This is a genomic window from Stenotrophomonas sp. STM01 (genome assembly GCF_014852135.1).
Classification (GTDB): domain Bacteria; phylum Pseudomonadota; class Gammaproteobacteria; order Xanthomonadales; family Xanthomonadaceae; genus Stenotrophomonas; species Stenotrophomonas capsici.
The window spans coordinates 909,665-929,917 of the sequence record NZ_JACVBA010000001.1 but is presented as its reverse complement, the minus strand read 5'-3'; the positions used below and the strand labels follow the sequence as shown (position 1 = coordinate 929,917).

Sequence of the window (20,253 nt, the reverse complement as noted above, 5' to 3'; positions counted from 1 at the left end):
GGGGAGGGTTGGGGAGGGGGGCCGTTGGCTTTGCCCGGAGTGGCAGCGGCTTCGTAGTCGAATCCGCTCCTGCGTAGCTCAGCGTACGCCGTGCATCATCCGCTTGAGCAGTGGCGAGGCCAGCAGGGCGACGACCGCACAGCCCAGGCCAATCCACATCAGCAGCCAGAACAGATGTTCGTAGCGCGCGGCAGCCTCGGCGATGTTCATCACCTCGCCTTCGGGCACGTCGATGGCCGCCAGCTTGCCGAACAAGGCCGCCAGCGTCTCGGAGAACGCCGTGGCCAGGAACCAGGTCCCCATCATCAGGCTCATCACCCGTGGCATCGCCAACTGGGTGACCGCCGACAGGCCCACCGGCGACAGGCACATCTCGCCAACTTCCAGCACGAAGTAGGCCAGCACCAGCCACCACACGCTGGCCATCTGCCCGGTTGCGCCCACCTGCTGCGCGGCCAGCGCCAGCGGCACGAACGACAACGCGCCGAACACCAGCCCGAACGAGGACTTCACCGGCTTGGAGGGGTCCAGCCGGTGCTTGTCCAGCCATGCCCACAACGCCGCGAACAGCGGCGCCAGCAGCACCAGGAACAACGCGCCCAGGTAGGTTAGTGAACCGGCCGTCTGTGGCAGCACCAGGCAGTCGCGCACCAGCATCACCAGCATCGCGGCGACGATCAGCGCGAACAGCATGCGTGGCGCATTGGAATCCGGGTCGCGGTCGGACAGTCGTGCAGCCACCACGAAGCCCAGCGGCGCCAGCAGCAGCGACACGATCGACCATGGCAGCGGCATGCCTTCGCGGATCACCAGTGCCGGCACCAGGTCCTTGGTGAGCAGACGGTCGGTGAAGGTGACCCATGAGCCGTAGGTCTGCTCATACAGGGTGAAGAACACCAGCGCCATGAAGATCAGCACCATCAGCGCGATCATCTGCTGGCGTTGCACCGGCGTGCATTGGGTGCCGGTGAACCAGGCAAACCACAGCAGCACGCCGCCGAGCACCACGATCATCAGCATCAGCGCCAGGCTGATTTCGCCACCAAGCGCGAACGCACCGTTGGCCGCGGCCCACATCAGCGCCGCCACCGGCACCACCGCCAGCACCGCCAGCACGTAGATCAGCCACTCGCGACGGATGCCGAGCACGCGCTCGCGCAGGGTCGCCGGCTGCGGCGGTTCGGCGTGGCCGTGCAGGTACTTCTGGCCCCACAGGAACATGGCCAGGCCCACCAGCATGCCGATGCCGGCCGCACCGAAACCGTACTTCCAGCCGTAGGCCTCGCCCAGGAAGCCGCACACCAGCGAGGCGAACAGTGCCCCCAGGTTGATGCCGGCATAGAACAGCGAGAAGCCCGAATCACGGCGTGGGTCGTTGTCCGGGTACAGCTTGCCGACGATGGTGGAGATGTTCGGCTTCAGGAAGCCCACCCCCATGATGATCAGCGCCAGCGACAGGTAGGTCACCCCCAGCGCGGCCTCGTCGCGCACCACCTGGCCGCCGACGTGGTGGGCCTGCTGGCCCTCGAAGGCCATGCCGGCATGGCCCAGCACCAGCAGGATGCCGCCGAACACCACCGCCTTGCGCATGCCCAGCCAGCGGTCGGCCAGCAGCCCGCCGAACACCGGGATGCAGTAGACCAGCCCGCCGTAGGCGCCCAGCAGGTCCAGGCCGGCCTTGTCGCCGAACAGGTGGTACTTGGTCAGGTACAGCAACAGCAGCGCCTTCATGCCATAGAAGGAAAAGCGCTCCCACATTTCGGTGAAGAAGCAGACATAGACGCCCTTGGGGTGGCCCAGGAAGTCGTCGCTGCCGGCCCGGGACAGGGATGGGCGGGTGGACATTGGCGGTGCTGGAAGGAGGAAGCCGGCGAGTATAGGCGCGCTTTGGCGGCCGTTGCCGGCCTGTCCCGGGACCTTGCCGGATGCGGCGGCCGGGCAGGCCGGATCCGGGGACAGGCTTTGCCCATTGCCACCGGATGGCGCGTTGCGTCTGGACTTGACGTTAAGCGGGCGTTAGCGTGGCAGCGGTTTTTTGCCATCCAAGGGCTTTCCATGAATAACGCTGCGCCTCGGCAGCTCACCTTCCGCGCGGTGCTGCTCGCCGTCGTGCTGGCGGTGATCCTGTCCGCCGCCAATGCCTACCTGGGTCTGTTCGCAGGCCTGACCATCGCCACCGCCATCCCCGCCGCCGTCGTCTCGATGGGCGTGCTGCGGCTGCTCGGTGGCGGCACCATCCTTGAAAACAACATCGTCCAGACCGGCGCCTCGGCCGGCTCGTCGATCGCCGCCGGCGTGATCTTCACCATCCCGGCGCTGGTCATCATGGGCTACTGGCCGGACTTCAAGTACTGGTGGGTGCTGGGTATCGCCGGCCTGGGCGGCCTGCTGGGCGTGCTGTTCTCGGTGCCGCTGCGCCGTTCGATGATCGTCGAGGACCCGCTGCCGTTCCCGGAGGGCAAGGCCGCGGCCGAAGTGCTCAAGGCCGGTGAGAACCCCGGCCCGGGCATGAAGATCCTGGGCCTGTCGGCCGCCATCGGTGGCCTGGTCAAGCTGGCCGCCGCCTCGGGCCTGCGCATCTTCCCGGACGCCTGGGCGCAGTCGGCCTACGTCGGCAGCTCCAAGATCACCGCCTTCATCGGCACCAACCTGTCGCCGGCGCTGCTGGGCGTGGGCTACATCGTCGGCCTGAACGTCGGCATCGTGGTGGTGTCCGGCTCGATCCTGTCCTGGCACATCGCCATCCCGCTGTACCAGGCGTTCTTCATGAACACCGACCCGGGCCTGGCGGGGCAGATCGCCACGGCCTCCTCGGCCGATGCCGCGTTCGCCATCTGGGGCGCCAAGATCCGTTACCTCGGCGTCGGCGCGATGCTGATCGGCGGCGTGTGGACCCTGTTCTCGCTGCGCAAGTCGCTGGTCAAGGGCATCAAGAGCGGTTTCGCCGCGGCCCGCAAGAGTGCCGGTGCGGTGCAGGTGGCCGAGACCGAGCGCGACCTGCCGATGAAGTGGATGCTGATCGCGCTGGTTGCCTTCACCCTGCCGCTGCTGGGCCTGTACCAGGCCATCGTCGGCCAGTGGCATGTCTCGATCCCGATGACCCTGATCATGATCGTGGCCGGCTTCCTGTTCGTGTCGGTGTCGGCCTACCTGGCCGGCCTGATCGGTTCGTCCAACAACCCGGTCTCGGGCATCACCATCTCCACCATCCTGTTCGCTTCGGCGGTGCTGGTGCTGCTGATGGGCCGTGACTCGGCGCTGGGCCCGGTGGCGGCGATCATGATCGGCGCGGTGGTGTGCTGCGCGGCCGCGGTCGGCGGTGACAACCTGCAGGACCTCAAGGCCGGCTACCTGGTCGGCGCCACCCCGTGGAAGCAGCAGCTGATGCTGGGCATCGGTGCGTTCTCCTGTGCCCTGATCATGGCCCCGGTGCTGAACCTGCTGGCCCACGCCTATGGCATCGGCGCCCCGACTGCCGAACATCCAAACTCGCTGGCTGCTCCGCAGGCCAACCTGATGGCCTCGGTGGCGCGTGGCCTGTTCGGCGGCGAGCTGCCGTGGATGATGATCGCGCTGGGCGCCGGCGTCGGTGCGGTGATCATCGCCATCGACGAGTGGCTGAAGAAGACCGGCAAGCGCTTCCGCGTGCCGGTGCTGGCCGCCGCCATCGGCATCTACCTGCCGCTGGAGCTGATGGTGCCGATCTTCCTGGGCGGCCTGCTGGCCTACCTGGTCGAACGCTTCCACAAGATCAAGCCGGACGACGAGGAAGGCCGTGACCGTGTGCATCGCCCGGGCGTGCTGTTCGCCGCCGGCCTGATCACCGGTGAGGCGCTGATGGGCATCGCCATCGCCATCCCAATCGTGGTCAGCGGCCGTGGCGACGTGCTGGCGGTGAACCTGGGCAGCTTCGCCGATACCTGGGCCTCGGCTTCGGCCTGGGCGGGCCTGGTGGTGCTGTTCCTGGTCGGCCTGCTGCTGTACCGGGTTGGCAAGAAGGGTGAGCAGGCGGCGAAGGCCTGAGGCAGACCAACCCTGCTGTGACTTTGTCCCTTCCCCCGCTTGCGGGGGGAGGTGCCCGAAGGGCGGATGGGGGCGCTTGGGGGTTGATCTGGCCGTAGCTCCTGGCGCAAAGCCAAGGCGCCCTCACCCCAACCCCTCTCCCGCTTCGCAGGAGAGGGGCTCACGCAGAGGCCAGGGCTCACGCGGTAGCGGGGCTCAAGCAGACGCCTGGCGGGACCAAGCCAACGCAAAGCCGCCCAAGGGCGGCTTTGCCGTTTGCGGCTGTTTCACGGGCATGACTTCATGCCTTTGCATCGGGGTCCGTGCGCCGCCTACCATCCGTGTTTTGCCGTTTCCCGGGAGATGCCCATGAAGCTTCGTCACGCCTTGCTGCCCCTGTGCCTGCTCGCCGCCCTGCCTTCGCTGGCCAGTGCGCGCGGTTTTGAAGTCCGCGACATGGTCAAGCTGGACCGCGTATCGGCGCCGCTGCTTGCCGGCAACGGGGCCCAGGTGGTGTTCGCCAAGCGCGTGGTCGACGCTGACCTGAAGGGCAGCAGCAGCCTGTGGATCCGCGACCTGCGCACCCGTGACCTGGCCCCGCCCAAGCGCCTGTCGCCGGAAGGCTGGAACGTGAACTCGGCATCCATCTCCGCCGACGGCCAGAGCGTGTACTTCCTGAGTGCCAGGAACGGCAGCCAGCAGTTGTACGTGATGCCGCTGGCCGGGGGCACGCCGCGCCAGCTGACCGACTTCGCGCTGGACGTGGACAGCTACCGCATCTCGCCGCAGGACGACCGCGTGCTGTTCAGCGCCGGCGTGTTCCAGGACTGCGGTTCGGACCTGGCCTGCACCAGCAAGCGGCTTGATGCCGCCAAGGCTGACAAGAGCAGCGCGCAGATCTACGACAGCATGTTCGTGCGCCACTGGGACACCTGGGCCGATGGCCGTCGCAACACGCTGTTCGTCGCGCCGCTGCCGGCCGCTGGTGCTGCCGCGGTGAAGGGCGCCTCGGCGATCAGCGCGACCCTGGCCGGCGATGCGCCGTCCAAGCCGTTCGGTGGCAACGACGATTTCGTCTGGTCGCCGGATGGCACCTCGGTGGTGGCCAGCATCCGCGTGCAGGGCAACCAGGAGCCGTGGTCGACCAACTTCGACCTGTACAAGCTCGATGCCACCGGCAAGGCCGCCCCGGTCAACCTGACCGCCGCCAACCCGGCGTGGGATGCCGGCCCGGTGTTCAGCGCCGACGGCAAGACCCTGTTCTACCGCGCCATGAAGCGCCCGGGCTTCGAAGCAGACCGCTTCGGCCTGATGGCGCTGGACCTGGCCAGTGGCAAGGCCCGCGAGATTGCCCCGCAGTGGGACCGTTCGGCTGATGGCATCACCCTGTCGGCCGATGGCAGCACCGTCTACACCACCGCGCAGGACATGGGCGAACACCCGCTGTTCGCGGTGAAGGTGGCCGATGGCGCGGTCAGCAAGGTAGTGGGCGAGGGCAGCATCTCGGCCTTCGACATCGCCGGCGACACGCTGGCCTTCAGCCGCAACTCGCTCAAGAGCGGCGACCAGGTGTTCACCAGCACCACCGCTGCCGGCGCGCCGCAGCGTGCGATCACCCAGAGCGCCGGTGAGATGCTGCCGGACGTGAACTTCGGTGACTTCGAGCAGTTCTCGTTCAAGGGCTGGAACAACGAAACCGTGCACGGCTACGTGGTCAAGCCGCACGACTACCAGGAAGGCAAGAAGTACCCGGTGGCGTTCCTGATCCACGGTGGCCCGCAGGGCAGCTTCGGCAATGGCTGGAGCAACCGCTGGAACCCGCAGACCTACGCCGGCCAGGGCTACGCGGTGGTGATGATCGACTTCCACGGCTCCACCGGCTACGGCCAGGCCTTCACCGATGCGATCAGCCAGCACTGGGGCGACCGCCCGCTGGAAGATCTGCAGAAGGGCTGGGCCGCCGCGCAGCAGCAGTACAGCTTCCTCAACGGCGACAAGGCCTGCGCACTGGGCGCCAGCTACGGCGGCTTCATGGTCAACTGGATCGCCGGCAACTGGAACGAGCCGTGGAAGTGCCTGGTCAACCACGACGGCGTGTTCGACCAGCGTGCCATGGGCTATGCCACCGAAGAACTGTGGTTCACCGAGTGGGAGCAGGGCGGCACGCCGTACGACGTCCCGCAGAACTACGAGAAGTTCAACCCGGTCAACCACGTCGCCAACTGGAAAAAGCCGATGCTGGTGGTGCAGGGCCAGCTGGACTACCGCATCCCGGTCGAGCAGGGCCTGGCCACGTTCACCGCGTTGCAGCGTCAGGGAATCGAGTCCAAGTTCCTGTACTTCCCGGACGAGAACCACTGGGTGCTCAAGCCGCACAACAGCGTCAAGTGGCACGACACCGTCAATGACTGGCTCAAGCAGCACATCGGCCAGTAATCCGTTGCAGGAAAGGGCGCGCCGTTGGCGCGCCCTTTCGTTTTGATGTCATGTGCCGCATTGCGCTAGCCTTCCGGTCGCTTGTCATCGGGTTCCCAGGGAAAGGCGAAACGTGGGTTCTTTCAGCATCTGGCATCTGTTGGTCCTGTTGGTGTTCCTGGGAGGTGGCGTCGGCCTGCTCGGCGTGCTGATCTGGTGGGTGACCCGCTCGGCAAGGGGCGCCGCAACACCTGCGGCAGCGTTGCCATCGGTGGCCGAGCGCCTGCGGCAACTCGACGCGCTCAAGGCCGAAGGCCTGATCAGCGAGGCCGAGCATGCGCGCCAGCGTGCGACCATCGTGCAGGGCGTCTAGCCGCGCGGTGGAGCGTGTGGGGGGAATGCCGCCAGCCTGGCGGTGAAGCGGAAGTAGTGTCCTGCCCGCCCGGATGGGTTGGGCAGGGGCGAGGGAGTCGCCGTGGTGGTTGGTCCTGCGCAATCCCTGTCTTCCTGACCGGAGCGGTCCCGCTGCAGGTTTTCTCATTCGGGCAGGGGGCTTGCCCGCGCTCATGCGACAAAGGGGATAGACGATGACGGCAGCCGCAACCGGTGCGCTCATCAGCAACGACATCATCGTGTTCGGCCTGATCGCCGCCACGCTGGGGGTGATTTTCTGGACGTCCGGCAGCAGCAACCGCCTGCTCAGGAAGTTCTACAGTTTCGTGCCCGCGCTGTTGCTGTGCTACTTCATTCCCGGGGTCTACAACACCTTCGGGCTGATCGACGGCGAAACCACCAAGCTCTATAACCCCATCGCCCGCGATGTGTTCCTGCCGGCGGCGCTGGTGCTGCTGACCCTGTCCATCGACCTGAAAGGCATCCTCGGCCTGGGCTGGAAGATGCTGGCCATGTACGTGGCGGCGGTGCTGAGCATCATGCTCGGCGCGCTGGTGGCGTTCCAGGTGATGTCCTGGGTGCATCCGGACACCGTTGCCGGTGGCACCTGGGGCGGCATGGCGGCGTTGGCCGGCAGCTGGATCGGTGGTGGCGCCAACATGCTGGCGATGAAGGAGATCTTCGAGGTCGATGCGACCACCTTCGGCCAGTTCGCGGTGGTGGACGTCGGCGTGGGGTACGTGTGGATGGCGGTGCTGATCTTCTTCGCCGCACGGGCCCCGGCGCTGGACAAGCACAGTGGGGCCGATACGACCGCCCTGGATGACCTGCGTGACCGCGTGGCCAACTACCAGGCCCAGCACGCGCGCATCCCGGCCCTGGGTGACCTGATGGTGATGGCGGGCGTGGCCTTCGGCACGGTGGCCATCGCACATGCCTTGGCCGGCCCGCTGTCGGGTTGGTTCGGTGCCACCTTTGCATGGTCGGCATCGGTGAGCCTGGACAAGCCGTTCGTCTGGGTGGTGCTGCTGGCCACGTTCATCGGCCTGGGCTTGAGCTTCACCCGTGCCCGCGAGCTGGAAGGCGTGGGCGCGTCCAAATGGGGGTCGATGTTCCTGTACTTCCTGATCGCCTGCATCGGCATGCAGATGGACCTGCTGGCGCTGCTGGAGAAGCCCTGGCTGTTCGCGCTGGGCGTGATCTGGATCGGGGTGCACATCGTGCTGCTGTGGGGGGTGGGCAAGCTGCTGCGCGTGCCGTTCTTCTATTTCGCGATCGCCTCGCAGAGCAACATCGGTGGCCCGGCCTCGGCGCCGGTGCTGGCCTCGGCGTTCCACCCGGCGCTGGCGCCGGTGGGCGTGCTGCTCGGCACGCTGGGCTATGCGGTCGGCACCGGTGCCGCCTATGCGGTGGGCATCGCCCTGCGCGCCATGGCCGGCGCAGGCTGACCAAATTCATAGGAGCGGGCTCGCCCGCGAAGCAGATGGACTCCCCGATATCACTCATGCGATAGCCGGGATAACGGCTGCTTCGCGGCGTGGGGCACTCCTGCGGAGTGCGCATTCAGCCGTTGCCCCATGCTAGGCTCCACGCTCCCACGCCACGTTCCCAACGTGGCGTTTTTATTCTCATTCGATCGACAGGAACCGGACATATGCCGACCGAAAGCTCCACCGCCATCATCACCAATGACATCGTCGGCCTTGGCCTGATCGCCGCCACGCTGGCATTGATCTTCTGGTTGGCCAGCGGACCCACTGCCTTCTGGCGGAAGGTATTCACCTGGGTGCCGGCACTGCTGCTGTGCTACTTCATCCCGGCCATCTACAACACCGTTGGCCTGATCGACGGCCATGGCACCAAGCTCTACAACCCCATTGCCCGTGACGTGCTGCTGCCGGCCGCGCTGGTGTTGCTGACCCTGTCCATCGACCTGAAGGGCATCATCCGCCTCGGTCCGAAGCTGTTGGTCATGTTCGTCACCGGCACCGTGGGCATCGTGCTCGGTGCGGCGGTGTCGTTCCAGCTCATGAAGCTGATCCACCCGGAAACCGTGGCCGGTGACACCTGGGCCGGCATGGCCGCACTGGCCGGCAGCTGGATCGGCGGTGGCGCCAACATGGCCGCCATGCGCGAGACCTTCAACGTCGATGCCACCACCTTCGGCCAGTTCGCCGTGGTCGATGTGGCCTGCGCCAGCCTGTGGATGGCGATCCTGTTGTGGCTGGCCGGCCGCTCGCAGGCCATCGATGCGCGTACCGGTGCCGATACCTCGGCCATCGATGACATGAAGCGGCGCATCGCCGAGTACGAAGCCAGGAGCGCGCGCAATCCGAGCCTGACCGACCTGATGGTGATCGTCGGTGTCGGCCTGGGCGTGGTCGGTCTGGCGCATGCCCTGGCTACGCCGCTGGCCACGTGGTTCGGGGAGAACGTCAGCTGGGCCAGCAAGGCCTCGTTGAACTCGGCCTTCGTCTGGGTGGTGATGCTGTCGACCTTGATCGGCCTGGGCCTGAGTTTCACCCGGGCCCGCAACCTGGAAGCGGCGGGCGCCTCGAAGATCGGCACCCTGTTCCTGTACTTCCTGATCGCCTGCATCGGCATGCAGATGGACCTGTTGTCGCTGGTCGACCGCCCGTGGTTGTTCCTGCTGGGCGTGATCTGGATGGGCGTGCACATCGGCCTGCTGTACCTGGTCGGCCGCCTGCTGCGCACGCCGTTGTTCTTCTTCGCCATTGGCTCGCAGGGCAACATCGGTGCGGCGGCATCGGCGCCGGTGGTCGCTGCGGCTTTCCACCCGACCCTGGCACCGGTGGGCGTGCTGCTGGGCACCGTGGGCTACGCGACCGGCACGGTCATCGCCTATATGACCGGCCTGATGCTCAAGTGGATGGCCGGCGCCTGATCAGGCGCTGGAGCGGGGCCAGGATTCGGCGCCACCGGCAAGAGGTCGAGCGGTAGGAACGACCTCGGTCGCGAAGCAGGGAATCTCGCAGCGGCCGGAACAGCGGCAATCTGACCGTCCAGCGGCTTCGCGGCCAAGGCCGCTCCCACGAAAAAGGCGGAGCCCATGGGCTCCGCCTTTTTTTATTGCTCCAACACCATCCGGTCAGCAGCAGCGGAAACCCCGCTTGCCGCCGAACCGGGCCTCCTGGCGCTCGCGGAAGAAAGTCTTGTAATCCATGACCTCGCGGTCGGGATGCTTCTCCTGCATGTGTCGGACGTAGTTGTCGTAATCCGGTACCCCGCAGCATAGGCGTGCAGTCTGTACCAGACGCCGCCAGGTGCGGCGGAACGTCTGGTACTGGCCGACGGGGACCAGCTCGGTGCCCATTACAGGTCCACCTCGTGCGGCTTCAGTGCCACGTACGGCGTTTCGTGGTCGGTGCGCACCGGCGAACGACGGGCCTGGCGGATGGTCTTGATCGAGTACACCAGCACCGCGAACACCACGAACAGGAACAGCGCGGTCAGGCCGGCATTGATGTAGTTGTTCACCATCACCTGCTGCATCTGGTCGAAATTCTTCGACGGCGGCAGCAGGTTGCCGGCGGCGATGGCATCACGGTACTTGTGTGCCTGGGCCATGAAGCCCACCGCCGGCTCGTTGGAGAAGATCTTGATGAAGCCGGCAGCCACGGTGCAGATCAGCAGCCAGATGGCCGGCAGCAGCGGCACCCAGGCGTACTTGCCCTTCTTCATCTTGAACAGCACCACGGTGCACAGCAGCAGCGCCACGCCGGCCAGCATCTGGTTGGCGATGCCGAACAGCGGCCACAGCATGTTGATGCCGCCCAGCGGATCGGTCACGCCCTGGTACAGGAAGTAGCCCCACAGTGCCACGCAGCCACCGGTGGCGATGAAGCTGGCCACCCACGAGTCGGTGCGGCGCAGGGCCGGCACGAAGTTGCCCAGCAGGTCCTGCAGCATGAAGCGGCCCGAACGGGTACCGGCATCGACCGCGGTCAGGATGAACAGCGCTTCGAACAGGATGGCGAAGTGGTACCAGAACGCCATCATGCCGTCGCCCGGCAAGACTGCGTGCAGGATCTGCGCGATGCCCACGGCCAGCGTCGGTGCGCCGCCGGCGCGCGACAGGATGGAGTGCTCGCCAATTTCCGCGGCGGTGCTGGTCAGCTGCTCCGGGGTGATGGTGAAGCCCCAGTTGGACACCACCTGCGCGGCGTGCACGACGTCGGTGCCGATGATGGCGGCCGGGCTGTTCATCGCGAAGTAGATGCCCGGCTCGATGATCGAGGCGGCGACCATGGCCATGATGGCCACGAACGATTCCATCAGCATGCCGCCGTAACCGATGTACGCGGCGTGGCCTTCATTGGCCAGCAGCTTGGGCGTGGTGCCCGAGCTGATCAGCGCATGGAAGCCGGACACCGCACCGCAGGCGATGGTGATGAACAGGAACGGGAACATGCTGCCCTTCCACACCGGACCGGTGCCGTCGGTGAACTGGGTCAGCGCCGGCATCTTCAGCTCCGGCATGACGATCAGGATGCCGATCGCCAGGCCGACGATGGTGCCGATCTTGAGGAAGGTGGACAGGTAGTCGCGCGGGGCCAGCAGCAGCCACACCGGCAGCACCGCGGCGACGAAGCCGTAGCCGATCAGCATCCAGGTGATCTGCACGCCGGTGAAGGTGAACATCGGGCCCATCACCGGGTCGGCGGCGACCTTGCCGCCGTACCAGATCGCGGCCAGCAGCAGCACCAGGCCGACCACCGAGATCTCGCCGATCTTGCCGGGGCGGATGTAGCGCATGTACACGCCCATCAGGATGGCGATGGGCATCGTCGCGATGACGGTGAACATGCCCCATGGGCTGCCCTCCAATGCCTTCACCACGATCATCGCCAGCACCGCCAGGATGATGATCATGATCATGAAGACGCCGAACAGCGCGATGGTGCCGGGCACCTGGCCCATTTCCTCGCGCACCAGGTCGCCCAGCGAGCGGCCGTTCCGGCGGCTGGAGATGAACAGGATCATGAAGTCCTGCACCGCGCCGGCCAGCACCACGCCGGCGATCAGCCACAGCGTGCCGGGCAGGTAGCCCATCTGCGCGGCCAGCACCGGGCCGACCAGCGGGCCGGCGCCGGCGATGGCGGCGAAGTGGTGGCCGAACAGCACGTGCTTGTTGGTGGGCACGTAGTCCAGGCCATCGTTGTTGAGGATGGCGGGCGTGGCGCGGGTGGGATCAACCCCCAGCACCTTGTTGGCGATGAAAAGGCCGTAGTAGCGAAAGGCGACCAGATACAGCGAGACCGCCGCGACCACGATCCACAGGGCATTGATGTGTTCGCCGCGGCGTAGCGCCACGACGCCCAGACAGAAAGCACCGATCAGGGACAGCACTGCCCATCCGGCTTTGGAGAAACCTTTCATCGAGTCGCCTCGCAGGGGTAATGGATCCAAGGGTCTACCCATGCACGCCGGGGGTCAATGTGTACGGCAGGTGAAGCGGATTCGACTTTGGTCTTAGGGAAATGTCCGGCCCGAAACTGACTGCGCGGGTCGCTTGCCTGCTGCCGCCGCCGATCTGGAACAATCGGTTGCAGTGCTGGCTGTTGGCGGCTGCGGGCCTGGCCGCCATTGTCGGATCTTCTGCGAGGAGGTTTCCCATGAGCGATGACAATGCCCGTGTATTGCGCACCCTGCGGGGCATGCCCACCTCCGACGGTGCGGGCGTGCGCCTGACCCGGGTGATCGGCACGCAGGACCTGCCGGACCTGGACCCGTTCCTGATGCTCGACGAGTTCGGCACGGACCGCGCGGAAGACTATCTGGCCGGCTTTCCCTCCCATCCGCACCGTGGCTTCGAGACGGTCACCTACATGCTGGATGGCCGCATGCGCCACCGCGACAACCATGGCAACGAAGGCCTGCTGACCTCCGGCAGCGTGCAGTGGATGACCGCCGGCCGCGGTGTCGTGCACTCGGAGATGCCCGAGCAGGAATCGGGGCGGATGCGTGGCTTCCAGTTGTGGGTGAACCTTCCGGCGCGCGAGAAGATGGTGGCCCCGGCCTACCAGGAGTTCGCCCCGGATCGCATTCCGCAGGCCACGCCGGCCGAAGGCGTCACCCTGAAGGTCATCGCCGGGCAGGTGGGCGAGGTGATCGGGCCGATCCGACAGCCGGCCACCGAGCCGCTGTACCTGGACATCGAGCTGGCTGCCGGAGCGCGCTGGTCCGTCCCGTTGCCGGAGGGACACAATGTGTTCGCCTACGTGTTCGAAGGGCAGGCGTTGTTCGGCGACGGCGCGCAGCGCCAGCCGGTTGCCACGCAGACCCTGGCGGTGCTGGGCGGCGGCCGCCAGCTCAGCGTCGAAGGTGGCAGCCAGGGCGCGCGCCTGATCCTGGTGGCGGGCAAGCCACTGCGCGAGCCGGTGGCCCGGTATGGCCCGTTCGTGATGAACACCCGCGAGGAGCTGATGCAGGCCTTCGCCGATTACCAGGACGGCAAGTTCTGAAGCGGACAGCGCCGCGGACGCCGGCCTTGCCGGTGCCCGCGGTCATCGCCGGGAGGCGGCCTCAGTGGTCGCCGCCGGCCAGTGTCGACGGGTTGAGGTTCAACGTCTGCGTGAGTGCCTGCAGGTTGCCCAGTTCGCCGGTATCGGCCGCATCGATCCAGATCTGCGCGTAGCGGTTCTTGTCCAGCTTGACCACGGTGATGCGGCGCGACTCCAGCCCCGGCAGGTCGCGGCCGCCCATGTCCAGCTTGTACCAATGCAGGCTCTCGCCGGCGAAGCTGCCCTTCTCCGCGCGCAACGAGCGGTTGAGCAGCATGTCCGGATCACGCGGGGTCAGCATCATGTTGAGCACCGGACGGCCGTCTTCGGTGGTGGCCTTGCAGACGATGAAGTCGGTCTGCGCCTGCTGTTCCCAGTGCAGGCCACTGTCCGAGGGCAGGGAAGGGCATTGCGCGGTGCTTTGCGCGACGGCGGTGGCGCTGGCGGCGAGCAGCAGTGCTGCGGAAACGAAACAGGCGGTCTTCACTTCACATTCCCCATGAAACATCGGCCGGACGGCGCCGACGATGGTTGTTTGGACAGAGTTGAAAGCGTTGCCGGCCGTGGGCGTTGATCCCCTTCGCCCTTCATGTTCCCTTCATGTTCGGCGGCTGGTACCGACGGTATTACAGAAGTGCCACCGCTTGCAAAGGATGGATGGTTACAAAAGAAACGGCCCCATGAGGGGCCGTTTGTCGGGTGGTGCGGGAAGGGCGGCTTACTTGTCGCTGCCGATCCACTTGTAGGCCAGGCCGCCGATCAGGGCGCCCAGGATCGGGGCGACCCAGAACAGCCACAGCTGGCTCAGCGCGCCGGAGCCGGCAAACACCGCCACCGCGGTGGAGCGGGCCGGGTTCACCGAGGTGTTGGTGACCGGGATGCTGATCAGGTGGATCAGGGTCAGGGCCAGGCCAATGGCGATCGGGGCGAAGCCCGCCGGTGCACGGCCATGGGTGGCGCCCATGATCACCACCAGGAACACCGCGGTCAGCACCACTTCGCACAGGAAGGCGGCCGCGACGGTGTAGCCGCCCGGCGACAGCGCGCCGTAGCCATTGCTGGCGAACGCGCCGGCCTGGCTGCCATCGATCACGAAGCTCGGGTTGCCCTGGGCGATCTGCAGCAGGATGAAGGCCGCGACGATGCCGCCGAGCACCTGGGCCACGATGTAGGGCAGCAGGTCCTTGCCGGAGAAGCGCCCGCCGGCCCACAGGCCGATGCTCACCGCCGGGTTGAAGTGCGCGCCGGAAACATGGCCGAACGCATAGGCGCCGGTCAATACGGTGAGGCCGAAGGCCAGTGCGACGCCGACGAAGCCGATCCCCAGCGGATTGCCGTCACCGCCGAAATTGGCGGCCAGCACGGCGCTGCCGCAGCCGCCCAGGACCAGCCAGAAGGTGCCGAGGAATTCGGCTGCCAGTCGTTTACCCATGCTCATGATGTTTCCCAAGATAGACCCGTAACGGGCGTACAGAAAATAACGGAAGTAATTTGGTTGCTGCGTATCGAATTCGTTAATCCGGCCTAGTGGGCCGGCAGCGGGATGAACTCCTTGTCGTCGCCGGGGATGGTGCCGAAGCGGCCATTGCTCCAGTCGTCCTTGGCCTGCTCGATGCGTTCCTTGGAGCTGGAGACGAAGTTCCACCACAGGTGGCGCGGGCCGTCGAGCGGCTCGCCGCCCATCAGCATGGCCTTGACCGGGGTCTTGGCGCGCAGCCGGCCACGCGCGTTGGCCTCGGGGATGACCAGGTGCCGGGCGGGGATGTCGGTGCCGTCCAACTGGGCGTCGCCTTCCAGGATATAGAGCGCGCGCTGCACGTGCGAGGTGTCCAGGTCCACCTCGGCGCCGGGCTGCAGGTCGATGGCGACGTTCAAGGTGTCGGTGAACACCTTCACCGGCGATTCCTCGCCGTAGGCGCGCCCGGCGATGACACGCAGCAGGGCGCCGTCACGGCGCTGCTGCGGGAGCTGGTCGGCGGCGAAGTGGAAGAAGGCCGGGTCGGTTTCCTCGTGGCTCCTGGGCAGCGCCACCCAGGTCTGCATGCCATGCACGGCCTGTTCGTGTTCGCGCGCGGCCAGCGGGGTGCGCTCGGAGTGGGCGATGCCACGCCCGGCGGTCATCCAGTTGACGTCACCCGGGCGGATGACCTGCTCCGATCCCAGGGTGTCGCGGTGCCCGATCTGGCCGGCCCACAGGAAGGTGACCGTGGCCAGGCCGATGTGCGGGTGCGGGCGGACGTCGATGCCTTCGCCGGGGGTGAAGATCGCCGGCCCCATGTGGTCCACGAACACGAACGGCCCCACGCTGCGCGCCTGCAGGCTGGGGACGGCGCGACGCACCTGGAAGCCGCCCAGGTCGTGGACGCGCGGGCTGATGATCGTGGTCATGGCTGCTCCTTGGCTGTGGACCGAGGGGGCGAGGATGGCATGCCCGGCGCGAGGCTGTCGTGACCAGTGCGGCAACGGATTGTTTTGCACGGGGGCGGCGGCACGCCTTGACCAGGCCCGCTACCGCCGCGACGCCAAGCGGTCCGCCAGCCGTGTCGGTTCCGGCAACCGGTAGCCGGCCAGGCAGGCCACTACCAGCGGCAGGCATTGCGCCACCGATACCCGGTGGCCGGGCGAGACGAACAGCGGTTTGCAACGCGGCTTGCTGCGCAGCACCCACCCCACCTGCCGGCCCTTGAACAACAGCGGCGAATGGTCGCCGCGCTGCGGGCCCGGCTCCTCGTAGTCGCCGACCAGGCGGCTCTTGCCGATGCCGATGCTGGGCAGGCCGGTGAGTACGCCCAGGTGCGCGGCGATGCCCAACCCGCGCGGGTGGGCGATGCCGTGCCCGTCCACCATCACCAGTGCCGGCGGCGCGGGCAGTTGCGCCAACGCCTCCAACGCAGCCGGCAGTTCACGGAAGCTGAGCAGGCCGGGGATATAGGGCAGGGCGGTCGGGCGACGTGCCAGCGCCGAATGCAGGGGCTGCAGGGATTGGCCGTCGAGCAGGACCGCCGCCGAGCGGGTGATGCTGCCGCCTTCCTCGAAGCCGGTGTCCACGCCGGCGATGCGACCAGGCAGGCCCTGGAAGGCATCGACCAGTTCGACCTGTGCCGCCAGCTCGCGTTGCTGCTGGCGCAGGCGCGCGTAGTCGGGTGCGGGCGTTGAAGTGTCCATGCCCCCAAGCCTGCCACTTCCCGCCCCGCAACGGGGCGGGGGTCAGGGGGACGGGCTACAATCGACGGCCTTCCTTCCCCAACCCGGAGATATCCGCAGTGACCCGCAAACTCGTGCTGTTGCGCCATGGCCAGAGCCAGTGGAACCTCGACAATCGTTTCACCGGTTGGGTGGACGTGGATCTCACCGAGCAGGGCCGCAGCGAGGCCGCCGCCGCCGGTCGCCTGATGAAGGAAGAGGGCCTGCAGTTCGATGTCGCCCACACCTCGGTGCTCAAGCGCGCCATCCACACCCTGCAGGGGGCGCTGGCCGAGATGGGTCAGGACTGGCTGCCGGTCAACAAGTCCTGGCGCCTGAACGAGCGCCACTACGGTGGCCTGCAGGGCCTGGACAAGGCCGAGACCGCCGCCAAGCACGGCGAGGAGCAGGTCAAGGTGTGGCGCCGTTCCTACGACATCCCGCCGCCGCCGATGGACCTGGAGGACCCGGGCCATCCGATCCATGACCGCCGCTACGCTGGCCTGGACCGCAACGCGCTGCCGGCCACCGAATCGCTGGCCACCACGCTGGATCGCGTGCTGCCGTACTGGCACGACGCGATCGCCCCGCAGTTGAAGGACGGCAAGACCGTGCTGGTCACCGCGCATGGCAACTCGCTGCGCGCGCTGTACAAGTACCTCAACAACGTGAGCAAGGAAGAAATCCTCGAGCTCAACATCCCGACCGGCATCCCGCTGTTGTTCGAATTGAACGATGACCTGACCGTGCAGTCGTTCCGTTACCTCGGTGATCCGGAAGCGGCGAAGAAGGCGGCCGAAGCGGTCGCCAACCAGGGCAAGGCGAAGTAAGCCGGCACCCCCGTTTCTCCTGGACACCCGGCCTCGTGCCGGGTGTCCTGCTTTGTGGCCGTGCTTGGCCCTGTGCCATGATCCGGTACGGAAAATGCACAGGAGTGAAGCGTGAAGCGAAAGGTGATTGCAGGATGTCTTGCCCTGTTGCTGACAGGGAGCGCGCTGGCACAGAGCGCATCAGTGGTTCCAGCGCAACCTGCAACCGCACAGCTCGCACAACGTGGTGGCGGCCAGCCCTACGAAGTCATCGGCAGTGAAGTGTGGGATGTGCCGGACCCGGTATCGGCCCGGGTCTACCAGGTGTTCGTCGCCCTGCCGGCCGGTTACGCCGAGAACCCCGACCGGCGCTATCCCGTGCTTTACGTCACCGATGCGGATTACGCCTTTCCGTTGATCCGGCAGATGGCACGTCGCTTGAACGTGGAAGGCCCGCGCATCGAGGACTTCATCCTGGTGGGCCTGTCCTACGCGAAGGGCGAGGGCGGCATGCCCAGCCGTCGCCGCGACTACACGCCCACTCCCAACGCCCCCAGCGGCACGCCTGCCGATAGCGTGCACGGTGGCGGTGCTTCCTATCTGGGCTATCTGGACAGCCAGGTACTGCCGTTCATCGCACAGCACTACCGCACCGACGAACAACGCAGGTTGTTCCTCGGCCACTCCTACGGCGCCTTGCTGGGCACCCAGATTCTGTTCGAGCGTCCGCAACTGTTCGCCGGCTACATCCTCGGCAGCCCGTCGTACTGGTACGACCGGCACGTGATGGAACGTCAGGAGAGCCGCTTCGCTGCAGCGCATCGTGACCTGCCGGCACGGATCTACATGTACGTCGGTGAGCGTGAAGCACGGGAGCACGGTGGCGACGCCGACATGGTCGAGGATGCACGACGGATGCAGAAGGTGTTGGCATCGCGCCGCTATGCATCGCTGCAGTTGCAGCTGGAGGTACTCAACGACGAGGACCACCTGACCGTTGCGCCGCGCGGATTCATGCAGGGGCTGGAGTACCTGCTGGCGCAGCCGGCCTCCCTCCCCTGAGGGCAGGGGGCGCTACCGGCGGCGGCCAGGCGGAGCAGGCCACGGCCGCAGGGCGCATGGCCACGGCAACCCGGCGCAAGCCGGGTTTTTGTTTATCCCGCCGATTCCTCACGGGCCATTTACGGCCGGGCTGAAAGATTGCGCACTCCGTCACTGTCGTGCGTGCCTTGGCAGCGCGCAGCGGTGCCAGGGTCTCTTTCCCCAGCGCAGGAAACAACGTCATGAACAAGCCGGCAGTGGTATTGGTCCATGGGTTCTGGGGCGGCGCCGCCCATTGGGCCAAGGTCATCCTGGAGTTGAAGCGGCTCGGCTACACCGACATCCGTGCGGTCGAGAACCCGTTGACCTCATTGGCCGACGACGTCGAGCGCACCCGCAAGATGGTGGCGCAGGTGCAGGGCCCGGTCGTGCTGGTGGGGCACTCCTATGGCGGGGCGGTGATCAGCCAGGCGGGCAACCTGGACAACGTCAAGGCACTGGTCTTCATCGCCGCGTTCGCCCCCGATGCCGGTGAAAGCCCGGGGGGCATCACCCAGCGGCACCTGCCCGAGGCCGCGCCGAACCTTGCGCCGGACAGCGATGGCTACCTGTGGTTGAACCCGGCCAAGTTCCACGAGAGCTTCTGCCAGGACCTGTCGCCGGAGGAGGGCTTCGTGATGGGCGTGACCCAGAAGGCACCGTTGGCCAGCACCTTCGGTGACGCCATCACCGACCCGGCGTGGAGGCACAAGCCGAGCTGGTACCAGCTTTCGACCCGCGACCGGATGATCGCCCCCGAGAACCAGAGGGCGATGTCCGGGCGCATCAAGCCGCGCCGCGTGCTGACCCTGGAGGCCAGCCATGCATCGCTGGCGTCGCATCCGCAGGAAGTGGCGGCCTTGATCGATGAGGCCGCGCAGCAGGCGTGACCCCGCGGCCACCCGGCCACTGCCCGTCGGCGGGGTGCCTGGCACCACGACCAATGGCAGGCGCGGCGCGACATGCGCTCACTAGACTGTGCTTGAACCCCTGCGGTGATTGCCCACGTCCATGCCGTCGCTTCCATCGCCGCAAACCCAGGCAGGCAGCGCCAGCCGTACGTTGTTCGTGGGTGAACGGCTGTCCGCGCGGGTGGGGTGGTATACGCCCGGACTGCGCATGTCGCGGCACGTGCATGAGTGCCATCAGCTCTCGCTGCTGCTGGTCGGAACGCTGGGCGAGCAGACGCCACATCGCGAAGTGCGGCTGGCGACATCGGCCGTTGGCGTGAAGCCCGCGGGGCAGGTGCATGCCAATGACTACGGGCCGTCCGGGGCGTTGATCCTGGGCATCAATCTGCCGGGCCGGTTCGATCTGGAGAGGGAGCTTGGCGTTGACGGGGGCTGGCAATGGCGCGAGCGTGCGGCACCGGCGATGCTGGCGCGGGGCGGCTCCACGCTGGCGCAGCTGACAAGGGGAGGACTTCCTGCAGAGGAGATGGAAGCGCGCTTGTGGGAGCTGCTGGCGATGATGGTCCAGGTGGATCAACGTCCAGCGGGAACGCCGCCGCGCTGGCTGGCATTGGCGTGCGAGCGCCTGGGCGAGGAAGCGGTGCCGGTGACGGCGCTGGCGCAGGAACACGGGTTGCACCCGGTGTATTTCGCGCGTGCATTCGCGCGCTGGATGGGCTGCGCGCCCTCGGCGTTCCGGCTGCGCGCGCAACTGCAGCGTGCACTGCCGCTGCTGGCGGCCGGCCAGTCGCTGTCAGCGGCGGCATGCCAGGCCGGCTTCGCCGACCAGGCGCACCTGAGCCGCGTGGCGCGCCAATACAGTGGCCTGACACCGGCACGCCTGGCCAGGGTGTTGCGCGCTTGATTGGAAGGGCGCGCAGGTTCGATCCGTTCAAT

General features: G+C 66.9%; 17 protein-coding genes. 10 read left to right on the top strand and 7 right to left on the bottom strand.

All coding sequences use genetic code 11. The features are described from left to right. Positions 1-78 precede the first annotated feature (78 nt). Positions 79-1,845 carry an oligopeptide:H+ symporter gene (locus tag IB227_RS04245; protein ID WP_192286427.1) on the bottom strand — a complete coding sequence of 589 codons (1,767 nt, stop codon included), beginning with the start codon at positions 1,843-1,845 and terminating at the stop codon, positions 79-81. Between the two features lie 210 nt (positions 1,846-2,055). On the opposite strand from IB227_RS04245, the gene IB227_RS04240 reads away from it, so the two are divergent. From IB227_RS04240 to IB227_RS04220, 5 genes are all read left to right on the top strand, one after another. Continuing rightward, entirely contained in the window at positions 2,056-4,023 is a 1,968-nt protein-coding gene (locus IB227_RS04240) for an oligopeptide transporter, OPT family (RefSeq protein ID WP_192286426.1), read from the top strand. Positions 4,024-4,371: 348 nt separating this feature from the next. Further along, positions 4,372-6,438: a S9 family peptidase gene (locus IB227_RS04235; RefSeq protein WP_192286425.1), complete on the top strand. Its 2,067-nt coding sequence runs from the start codon at positions 4,372-4,374 to the stop codon at positions 6,436-6,438. A 112-nt stretch (positions 6,439-6,550) separates the two neighbouring features. Continuing rightward, the gene (locus tag IB227_RS04230; RefSeq protein WP_192286424.1) at positions 6,551-6,790 is read left to right on the top strand and encodes an SHOCT domain-containing protein; all 240 of its coding nucleotides are present in this window, start codon (positions 6,551-6,553) and stop codon (positions 6,788-6,790) included. A gap of 214 nt (positions 6,791-7,004) precedes the next feature. Beyond that, positions 7,005-8,258, top strand: a complete 1,254-nt coding sequence (locus IB227_RS04225; RefSeq protein ID WP_132864659.1) for a DUF819 family protein — start codon at positions 7,005-7,007, stop codon at positions 8,256-8,258. A gap of 206 nt (positions 8,259-8,464) precedes the next feature. After that, positions 8,465-9,715, top strand: a complete 1,251-nt coding sequence (locus IB227_RS04220; protein WP_192286423.1) for a DUF819 family protein — start codon at positions 8,465-8,467, stop codon at positions 9,713-9,715. A 204-nt stretch (positions 9,716-9,919) separates the two neighbouring features. Here the strand turns inward: IB227_RS04220 and IB227_RS04215 are convergent, their stop codons facing one another. Next, positions 9,920-10,144 (bottom strand): CstA-like transporter-associated (seleno)protein, encoded by a 225-nt coding sequence (locus IB227_RS04215; protein WP_132864657.1) that lies wholly within the window; start codon positions 10,142-10,144, stop codon positions 9,920-9,922. After that, on the bottom strand, positions 10,144-12,210 hold the full coding sequence (locus IB227_RS04210) for a carbon starvation CstA family protein (protein ID WP_132864656.1): 2,067 nt from the start codon (positions 12,208-12,210) through the stop codon (positions 10,144-10,146). Before IB227_RS04210 ends, IB227_RS04215 begins: the two co-directional genes overlap by 1 nt. Before the next feature lie 236 nt (positions 12,211-12,446). Here IB227_RS04210 and IB227_RS04205 point away from each other — a divergent pair, with 236 nt between their 5' ends. Beyond that, complete coding sequence (locus IB227_RS04205; protein ID WP_192286422.1) at positions 12,447-13,295, top strand: pirin family protein; 849 nt, start codon at positions 12,447-12,449, stop codon at positions 13,293-13,295. Positions 13,296-13,356: 61 nt separating this feature from the next. Here the strand turns inward: IB227_RS04205 and IB227_RS04200 are convergent, their stop codons facing one another. The 4 genes from IB227_RS04200 to nfi form a co-directional block, all read right to left on the bottom strand. Further along, positions 13,357-13,821, bottom strand: coding sequence for a hypothetical protein (locus tag IB227_RS04200; protein ID WP_192286421.1), 465 nt, complete (start codon positions 13,819-13,821; stop codon positions 13,357-13,359). Positions 13,822-14,052: 231 nt separating this feature from the next. Then, a complete protein-coding gene (gene aqpZ, locus IB227_RS04195; protein ID WP_132864653.1) occupies positions 14,053-14,772 on the bottom strand; it encodes an aquaporin Z in 720 nt (239 codons plus the stop codon). Positions 14,773-14,858: 86 nt separating this feature from the next. Beyond that, entirely contained in the window at positions 14,859-15,722 is an 864-nt protein-coding gene (locus IB227_RS04190) for a pirin family protein (RefSeq protein ID WP_132864652.1), read from the bottom strand. A 120-nt stretch (positions 15,723-15,842) separates the two neighbouring features. After that, positions 15,843-16,499, bottom strand: a complete 657-nt coding sequence (gene nfi / locus IB227_RS04185) for a deoxyribonuclease V (RefSeq protein ID WP_192286420.1) — start codon at positions 16,497-16,499, stop codon at positions 15,843-15,845. Positions 16,500-16,597: 98 nt separating this feature from the next. Between nfi and gpmA the strand changes: the two genes are divergently transcribed. The 4 genes from gpmA to IB227_RS04165 all read left to right on the top strand — a co-directional run bounded on the left by gpmA (position 16,598) and on the right by IB227_RS04165 (position 20,221). Next, the gene (gene gpmA / locus IB227_RS04180; RefSeq protein ID WP_132864650.1) at positions 16,598-17,347 is read left to right on the top strand and encodes a 2,3-diphosphoglycerate-dependent phosphoglycerate mutase; all 750 of its coding nucleotides are present in this window, start codon (positions 16,598-16,600) and stop codon (positions 17,345-17,347) included. A gap of 183 nt (positions 17,348-17,530) precedes the next feature. After that, complete coding sequence (locus IB227_RS04175) at positions 17,531-18,388, top strand: alpha/beta hydrolase-fold protein (RefSeq protein ID WP_318639522.1); 858 nt, start codon at positions 17,531-17,533, stop codon at positions 18,386-18,388. 221 nt (positions 18,389-18,609) lie between these two features. Beyond that, on the top strand, positions 18,610-19,296 hold the full coding sequence (locus tag IB227_RS04170) for an alpha/beta hydrolase (RefSeq protein WP_192286418.1): 687 nt from the start codon (positions 18,610-18,612) through the stop codon (positions 19,294-19,296). Positions 19,297-19,417: 121 nt separating this feature from the next. Then, positions 19,418-20,221 carry an AraC family transcriptional regulator gene (locus tag IB227_RS04165; RefSeq protein ID WP_192286417.1) on the top strand — a complete coding sequence of 268 codons (804 nt, stop codon included), beginning with the start codon at positions 19,418-19,420 and terminating at the stop codon, positions 20,219-20,221. Positions 20,222-20,253: the final 32 nt, after the last annotated feature.

Coding starts and splice junctions, on each gene's coding strand:
- IB227_RS04245 (WP_192286427.1), bottom strand. CDS start 1,845: ATGTCCACCCGCCCATCCCTGTCCCGGGCCGGCAGCGACGACTTCCTG.
- IB227_RS04240 (WP_192286426.1), top strand. CDS start 2,056: ATGAATAACGCTGCGCCTCGGCAGCTCACCTTCCGCGCGGTGCTGCTC.
- IB227_RS04235 (WP_192286425.1), top strand. CDS start 4,372: ATGAAGCTTCGTCACGCCTTGCTGCCCCTGTGCCTGCTCGCCGCCCTG.
- IB227_RS04225 (WP_132864659.1), top strand. CDS start 7,005: ATGACGGCAGCCGCAACCGGTGCGCTCATCAGCAACGACATCATCGTG.
- IB227_RS04220 (WP_192286423.1), top strand. CDS start 8,465: ATGCCGACCGAAAGCTCCACCGCCATCATCACCAATGACATCGTCGGC.
- IB227_RS04215 (WP_132864657.1), bottom strand. CDS start 10,144: ATGGGCACCGAGCTGGTCCCCGTCGGCCAGTACCAGACGTTCCGCCGC.
- IB227_RS04210 (WP_132864656.1), bottom strand. CDS start 12,210: ATGAAAGGTTTCTCCAAAGCCGGATGGGCAGTGCTGTCCCTGATCGGT.
- IB227_RS04205 (WP_192286422.1), top strand. CDS start 12,447: ATGAGCGATGACAATGCCCGTGTATTGCGCACCCTGCGGGGCATGCCC.
- aqpZ (WP_132864653.1), bottom strand. CDS start 14,772: ATGAGCATGGGTAAACGACTGGCAGCCGAATTCCTCGGCACCTTCTGG.
- IB227_RS04190 (WP_132864652.1), bottom strand. CDS start 15,722: ATGACCACGATCATCAGCCCGCGCGTCCACGACCTGGGCGGCTTCCAG.
- nfi (WP_192286420.1), bottom strand. CDS start 16,499: ATGGACACTTCAACGCCCGCACCCGACTACGCGCGCCTGCGCCAGCAG.
- IB227_RS04170 (WP_192286418.1), top strand. CDS start 18,610: ATGAACAAGCCGGCAGTGGTATTGGTCCATGGGTTCTGGGGCGGCGCC.
- IB227_RS04165 (WP_192286417.1), top strand. CDS start 19,418: ATGCCGTCGCTTCCATCGCCGCAAACCCAGGCAGGCAGCGCCAGCCGT.